The organism is Thermodesulfobacteriota bacterium (genome assembly GCA_036397855.1).
Lineage (GTDB): Bacteria > Desulfobacterota_D > UBA1144 > Nemesobacterales > CSP1-2 > DASWID01.
The window spans coordinates 1-7,182 of record DASWID010000165.1 but is presented as its reverse complement, the minus strand read 5'-3'; the positions used below and the strand labels follow the sequence as shown (position 1 = coordinate 7,182).

The following is a 7,182-nucleotide window of genomic DNA, read 5'->3' as shown; positions in this document are numbered from 1 at the left end:
TGGATCTACAAACGCTGTTTTGCATATTTTAGCAATGGCAAATGCGATGGGCGTTAAGCTCACGATCGATGATTTCAATCGAATTGGGAAAAAGGTCCCTGTTATTGCCGACCTTAAACCTAGTGGAAGATTTATGATGGCAGATTTCTGTAAGATAGGTGGCTTAAGACCCTTAATGAAGATGCTCCTTGACAGAGGTCTGCTAAATGGTGATTGCATGACCGTAACAGGCAGGACAGTTAAAGAAAACCTGAGAGACCAGGAAGGCTATCGCGAAGGACAAGAGATCGTACATTCCTTTGAAAACCCCATTAAGAAGGAAAGCCACATAGTAATTCTCAGGGGAAATCTGGCGCCAGAAGGGGGTGTGGCAAAGATTACAGGGAAAGAAGGTCACTCATTCAGGGGAAAAGCTATAGTGTTCAACTCTGAAGAGGAATGTCTGAGAGCAATACTTTCCGGAAAGGTAAAGAAAGGACATGTGATCGTAATTCGTTTTGAGGGACCTAAGGGGGGTCCCGGTATGAGAGAGATGTTGGCCCCGACCTCAGCAGTTATGGGTAAGGGCTTGGGTAACGATGTTGCCCTTATAACGGATGGGAGGTTTTCTGGCGGCACCCATGGTTTTGTAGTGGGTCATATTACTCCGGAGGCATATGATGGGGGAGTCATCGCGATTGTGAAAAATGGCGATACAATCACCATAGATGCCCATAAAAGAGAGATCAATCTCAATTTACCTGGGAGTGAGATCAAAAAGAGATTGGCAGTTTGGAAAAAACCAAAACCTAAGGTGACGAGGGGTGTACTCGCGAAATACGCGAAGCTCGTAAGCTCTGCTTCAGAAGGCGCAGTGACTGATACAAATTGATCACATAAAAAACGGCTTACGAATATAGAACGATAAATGATGATTTTAGATTGCTCTTTACCTTACAATCATTCATACGTAAATTCTTAGAGAAATGAGCATCTTCGCGTACATCAGAAATAAAAATCAAATATGAAGATTACTATTTTGGCTATTGGTACTACAGGTGATGTTCGACCCCTAATTGCGCTAGGGCTCAGGTTGCGGGAAGCCGGCCATGAAGTGTGTATCGCAACCGACTCCCTATTTGGAAATTTTGTCAGTCATTACCAGCTAGAGCCTTTCTTAATAAAGAGTAATATTAAAGAGCTTCATGAGAAAGCGACTGAATTAGCAGCCTTTGAAATTGGTAAAAATCCTTTGCGCTTGTGGCGGGAAGCCGAGGGCCTCATAAAGATGATGATTCAACAGGTGGGTCCTGGTTGTTGGGAAGCTTGTCAATCAGCTGAGGCTATTGTTTGTTCACTTGCTGGTGCCTATTTTGCTCCCCACATTTCTGAAAGGCTGAATGTCCCATCGATCCCAGCACTTTTTTGTCCCATGACACCAACTCGTGAATTTCCCTCTAAATTAATTCCGACTAAGTTCAATTTGGGCGGTACACTCAACCGATTAACATGGATTTTAGATGACATAATCACCATATTAGCCTGGTTACCTTTCCGCACTTGGATAAATCAATGGCGTGTAGAACAATTAAACTTACAACCACTTAGTGTTAATTACTTCAAAGAGGTCAAGCAGCTGCGCAGGGTACAAAAAATTTTGATTTATGCTTTTAGTCCTAGCGTCGTACCCAAACCACCAGACTGGGATCATCTTATTCACATAACAGGCTACTTGTTTCTCGATAGGTCTCCCAATTGGCAACCTCCTGCAGATCTGGTTGATTTCCTGTCCTCTGGACCACCGCCGGTTTATATTGGCTTCGGTAGCATGATTATCCGCAATCCGGAAGGAATAATGGATATAATATTGAGGGCTTTGGAGCGCACAAAGCAACGTGGGGTAATCGCAGCTGGTTGGGGGGGTCTTGGGGAAACGGATTTACCCGACAATGTGTTCCAAGTTGAGTCTGTTCCTCATGACTGGCTATTTCCGCAGATGGCTGCTGTTATACATCATGGTGGCGCGGGGACAACGGCTTCTGGCTTGCGAGCCGGTATAGCATCCATAGTCGTTCCGATTTACGGTGACCAGCCATTTTGGGGACGGCGAGTGGCCAGTTTAGGAGTAGGTCCTGATCCCATTCCACTAAAGCTGCTATCAGTAGAGAGGTTAGAGAATGCAATCACAGATGTAATCCATAATAAGGAAATACGTAGACGAGCAGCCGTGCTGGGCGAACGAATTCGATCTGAAGATGGTATGACATGGGCCGTCGAAGTTATTCAAAAACATCTTTTTTCGTCTCGATAACAAGAATATGCCTATTAATCAATTAATAAGCTTAAACAGGGGTTGATCATCTAGGCTTTTCTCGCAGTTTGCTCCGATAAAAGGATCTCGATGACTGGTGGAGTTTATATAAATTTTGACCATACATCTTTGACAATGTCAGTTACTTGATACAATTTATACGGTTTAAATAGGGGCCCTTAAAGCTTCTGCTTTATAAACAGTTAACATCAGGATTGTCCACTATTAAGAATCATTTCCTTCCATGACAGGTCGATGAAAAGTGAATATGCAATTTTTTCGTAGAGGACCATCCCAGGATGAGCAGTACCTTTCTTTGCTGCAGGATATTGACTTTCAGCCTATCTTTATCATGGGCACTCATCGGTCAGGGACAACCTTGTTGTACAAGTTGTTGGTGGCAACTGAGTGCTTTAACTTCTTAACTTCGTATCATATTATCAAGTATGATGAGATCCTGTTTAACCATGTGAATCGGACTGAGGATCACGCCAAAAGGGAGTTATCCGAACTCTTCAAATCGATGGGTTTGAAAGATCGCATCATTGACAATGTAGCAGTTAGTCCAGATATGCTGGAAGAGTATGGATACATCCTGGTGAATGCTGGGTATAGTCAACGACTAAATCCTCGGAATCTGCATGTTTTCCTTGAGCTGTGCAAAAAGGTTCAATTCGTTTCGGCTCGAGCCAGACCATTGTTGCTTAAGAATCCATACGATTATCCAAACTTCAAGTACGTTAAAGCCGCTTTACCGGAAGCTAAGTTCATTTTTATTCACAGACATCCGTTACATGTAATCAATTCACAATTGAGATCCATCCGTACTGCGCTGGATACAAAGAGCAAATACGGCGCCCTCATCGACCGACGTTTCGCAAGGCTCTGCCACAATCCATTGATACTCCAAGGAGCACGCCTGCTGGTTTCCTCAAAAATTGGCCTGGCGCTGTGGTCAGTCACTAGAGGTTTTGTTCATTCGTCAAACTACTTTTTGCAGAATGTTGGCTCCTTGCCTAAAACGGATTTCATATCGCTCCGATTCGAAGACATCTGTAAAGACCCTAAGACAAATGTAGATAAGATCTTGCGGTTTATTGGATTGGAACAGCGCTCTACTCTCGATTATAAAGCATTCATTGAGCCGCGGACTGTACCATTATTAGAAGAAGTTAAGCAAGAGCGAAGGTCCATATCAAACAAGCTCGCAATTTACTTTGCTTACTGGAAATACGACCCCTACTTGGGTTAACACCAAATTGCTATACAAAGCAGAGAGCTTTTGGGAGCTGGTACTCAACCTATTCCATTTAAGCGGCTGTCAGTAGAGAGGTTAGAGAATGCAATCACAGATGCAATCCATGCTAAGGAAATTCGTAGACGAGCAGCCGTGCTTGGTGAACGTATTCGATCTGAAGATGGCATAGCCAGAGCGGTTGAACTTATTCATTGTTATCTTTCATCTGTATAGAAATGCTTAATTAAGAAGCAATTGTTTTTAAGCTATTAGATTTACATATTGATGATTGACCATTGCTTCGGCAGAAGCTGTCCATTCGGAAGGGAGTGTAAGCAAATCACTTTAGTAATTTCGTTAAGGCTAAGCAGTGTAACGAGGCTGGTTAGTAACAGATAATTGGGTAATTGCCTCCGAAGAATAGCTCATATTGCCTATTATCGAAAAGTATAGAGGCATATTTATGTTATGTTGTATTATGGATCCTTGGTGAAAGAGGAATCGATTAACGCAGTAACACAGGAAATTTAGTTAGTGATGAATAGTCGCTGACTAGGGATTGTCGTCATGACTCAATTTGGCGCTGAAGCTAAGTAAAGCTCAAGGGGGATCATTGAGCCATTCGTCTATTGTTAGATAGAAAGTATAGAAATATGGCTTAACGTCTGGCATACATGTAAAATATATACTCACTCATACTAATCTTTGACCATTCGGCCTCGACAACCTCAATTCTATTGAAACCTTTACTATGAAGTAATTTCTTAATTTCATCGCGCAGATTTTCCACATAATGTATCTCCATTACAATTTGCTTTATCCTAGGCCAATCTTCTTCCTCTATTCCACGAAGTACATCCAATTCAGCACCTTCCACATCAATCTTTAAAAGATCTATACGGGGAATAGAATATTCACGACAGATATTAGATAGTGTGGTTAGCTTACATTGAACTTGAAACATTCTACTTATATGAAAATCAGCAAATTTGCTAATTATCCAAGATCGAATAGGGGATAATGGCAAAGACAGGATATACATGATTGGATGTTTTTGTTTTACTAATTTCATAATAAGATCTGGGTTCCTTTTAGCCAGCATAATCTTTTCTTGTAAAAAATCAGACTTCATTGTAGCTGTGCCGGTCCATCTTTTGGAATAAGAAAAAGTGGCTTCTTTTGGTCCTTCAGTATGGGTTAGACCGAGGTTAAATAATTTGATATTGTTTCGTTTATTAAGACCATAGAGGCTTAGATTCTTCTCTAATATTTGATAATTAGATTTAAGGGGCTCAAATGCAAAAATGGTAACATCGTTATCACATTCCTTGTTTACAAAAAGAGTGAACAATCCATTATGAGCTCCAATATCGAAAACAATGTTACCTGGTTTTAATTCAATCCCATGTTGTATATATTCTCTGTTTTCAAATATCTCTTTGTAAATAAATATTAATTCCCTTTTCTGGGAACTATAATAAATTTTACCGATCTTGGGGAAAACGATCTGATTTAATTTCAAATTTTCAGGTTTGTCCATTATTTAAGTGTTATAGATTTTTGGATTATGAAATCCTCTCGTCTCGATATTCAATGTTTCATATTTAGACTACCATATAGCTTATAAATGTTTGATTCTAGACTTCATTGAAATATCTCAATCCTGTCCTATTTTGGGTCAAGTAGGTTATTAGTCTAATTTCGTTAGTTAGCTAAATTTTAAAAGTGCACAATGCCCAAGTCACTATTTTTAATCCGTTTAACGCCAATAAGTTTGTCATTGCTCCAGAATCTAATCTCAGATATTCGATTACTCAGGGGGGTAAATACGAAGATTTACAATTTGTCTTGGTGTAGATCCATTAACTCTGAGCACTGGGTTGTTGATTGAGATTCTTCTGTAAGCATCTATAGTCCTATTAACTCTCAGACAGGAGAGGTCTTTTTCAGATTGATAAGGTGGTCTTATCTTAAACTCTCTAAAGAGGGACTTCTTCTCCTCCAATGCCCTTTTAAATCTGAAATAAGTAACCTCTTTGGTTGTTGAATGCACCTGACGGTAATTATATCTATTTAGTTCCTGATCGAGTACTTTTGCCCTATTCTTATATCAGTACTATTCTCCCTTACACATGTTCTCACCAGTCTATCTTGAAGCCAACCATAAGGACGTTCAATATTGCCCCTGGCCTATGGGCTTAGAGAGCGTATCACTTGAACATTACAATCCTCGAGGACTTGTTTCCACTGTGGATCTGCATCATCGCTTGGTTTATGATGCCTTCTCCAAAAAGAATCCCTGAATATTACTCTGGTTTTGGTATGCCTTGTGTAGTCGACTGAGAATTTATTAGGGCTTTTACGATAAAACTTTATTAACGCAAAAAATCTTCTCTCTTTAAACTGCTTTTTTCAAGTAACGCTCAAAAAGCGCTTTGACTTGAGAATCGGTGAATCTCTTGTGTATCTTCGCCCTAATCTAAAACTTCCTTTTTCGGCTTTAGATTATCACTTCTTAAAGTGTTCACTTCTGATCTTTGAATCTAGTAAAAACGGTTCACTTTTAATTTTTAAATGGCAGTTGAATATGTATCTGCTGTTGAGAATTGACATACTTTTTGTTATTATGAGTAGAGTTTAAAGTCATCATTTTATGACATGAAAGAATGGCCCCTTTTCGTCCTTCAGTATGGGTTAGACACAGGTTAAATAATTTGATATCGTTTCGTTTGCTAAGACGATAGACGCTGATATTTTTCTCTACTGTTTGATAATTAGCTTTAAGAGGCTCAAATAAAAAAATGGAAACATTGTTATCACATTCCTTGCTTACAAATTGAGCGAACAACTTAAAATGACAGACGCTTATAAACATATAACCCCTCTCTCACCGGAAAAGCGTAAGTATTCTAGCCAGTCACTCCGTAAAGAGGGTGCAGATGTTTCAACATTACAAATACTTCCCCAAAGTAGAAAGTCTAACATCTTTCCCTTGTCTTTTTCACAACAGGGGTGGTGGTTTATACATCAATTGAACCCCGACGATACCACCTATAATGAAACTGGAGCTTTTCGCCTCAAGGGTCAATTAAATAACAACGTACTGGAGCAGACAATAAACGAAATTCTTCGTCGCCATGAAGTATTACGCACCTCATTTACCCAATCAGACGGACAACCGATACAAGTTATTCATCCAGCCATGGAATTGAGCTTGCGTCTGATAGACCTTAGTAAAAATACAGAGAGTGAGAGAGAAGCGGAAATCCAACGTATAGCCAAACAGCAGGCATATCAACCTTTCGATTTAACTCTGGGCCCTTTGATTCGTTATGTGTTGCTTCGGTTGGGTGAGAGGGACCACGTTCTAATGATGACAATACATTACATTGTCTTCGATGTATGGTCCACTAGCATTCTCCTTCGCGAGATGGCAACTCTCTATGAAGCATTTTCTTCTGGGAAAGCCTCGCCGCTACCAGAGCTACCGATACAGTACGTCGACTTCGCTGTCTGGCAGAGACAATGGCTACAGGGCGAGTTTCTTGAAAAACTTCTTTCATATTGGAAGCAAAAGCTCACAGGTCTACTCCCTGTACTTGAATTACCCACCGATCGTCCCCGTCCTTCGGTCCTGAACATTCAGGGAGCAAAT

The 7,182-nt window shown here is 40.4% G+C and carries 6 protein-coding genes; 5 read left to right on the top strand and 1 reads right to left on the bottom strand.

The window, feature by feature from the left end:
• From VGA95_12965 to VGA95_12950, 4 genes are all read left to right on the top strand, one after another.
• The coding region (locus VGA95_12965) for a dihydroxy-acid dehydratase (GenBank protein HEX9667450.1) at positions 1-871 on the top strand (871 nt) is incomplete at its 5' end.
• A gap of 147 nt (positions 872-1,018) precedes the next feature.
• On the top strand, positions 1,019-2,290 hold the full coding sequence (locus VGA95_12960) for a glycosyltransferase (GenBank protein HEX9667449.1): 1,272 nt from the start codon (positions 1,019-1,021) through the stop codon (positions 2,288-2,290).
• A 268-nt stretch (positions 2,291-2,558) separates the two neighbouring features.
• Positions 2,559-3,542: a sulfotransferase gene (locus VGA95_12955; GenBank protein HEX9667448.1), complete on the top strand. Its 984-nt coding sequence runs from the start codon at positions 2,559-2,561 to the stop codon at positions 3,540-3,542.
• A 30-nt stretch (positions 3,543-3,572) separates the two neighbouring features.
• Complete coding sequence (locus VGA95_12950; protein HEX9667447.1) at positions 3,573-3,761, top strand: hypothetical protein; 189 nt, start codon at positions 3,573-3,575, stop codon at positions 3,759-3,761.
• A 424-nt stretch (positions 3,762-4,185) separates the two neighbouring features.
• Here VGA95_12950 and VGA95_12945 read toward each other — a convergent pair whose 3' ends face one another.
• Positions 4,186-5,067, bottom strand: coding sequence for an FkbM family methyltransferase (locus tag VGA95_12945; protein ID HEX9667446.1), 882 nt, complete (start codon positions 5,065-5,067; stop codon positions 4,186-4,188).
• A gap of 1,314 nt (positions 5,068-6,381) precedes the next feature.
• Between VGA95_12945 and VGA95_12940 the strand changes: the two genes are divergently transcribed.
• The coding region (locus tag VGA95_12940; protein HEX9667445.1) for a condensation domain-containing protein at positions 6,382-7,182 on the top strand (801 nt) is incomplete at its 3' end.

Excerpts from the sequence above, each read along its gene's own strand:
- VGA95_12945 (HEX9667446.1), bottom strand. The coding sequence starts at position 5,067 with ATGGACAAACCTGAAAATTTGAAATTAAATCAGATCGTTTTCCCCAAG.
- VGA95_12955 (HEX9667448.1), top strand. The coding sequence starts at position 2,559 with ATGCAATTTTTTCGTAGAGGACCATCCCAGGATGAGCAGTACCTTTCT.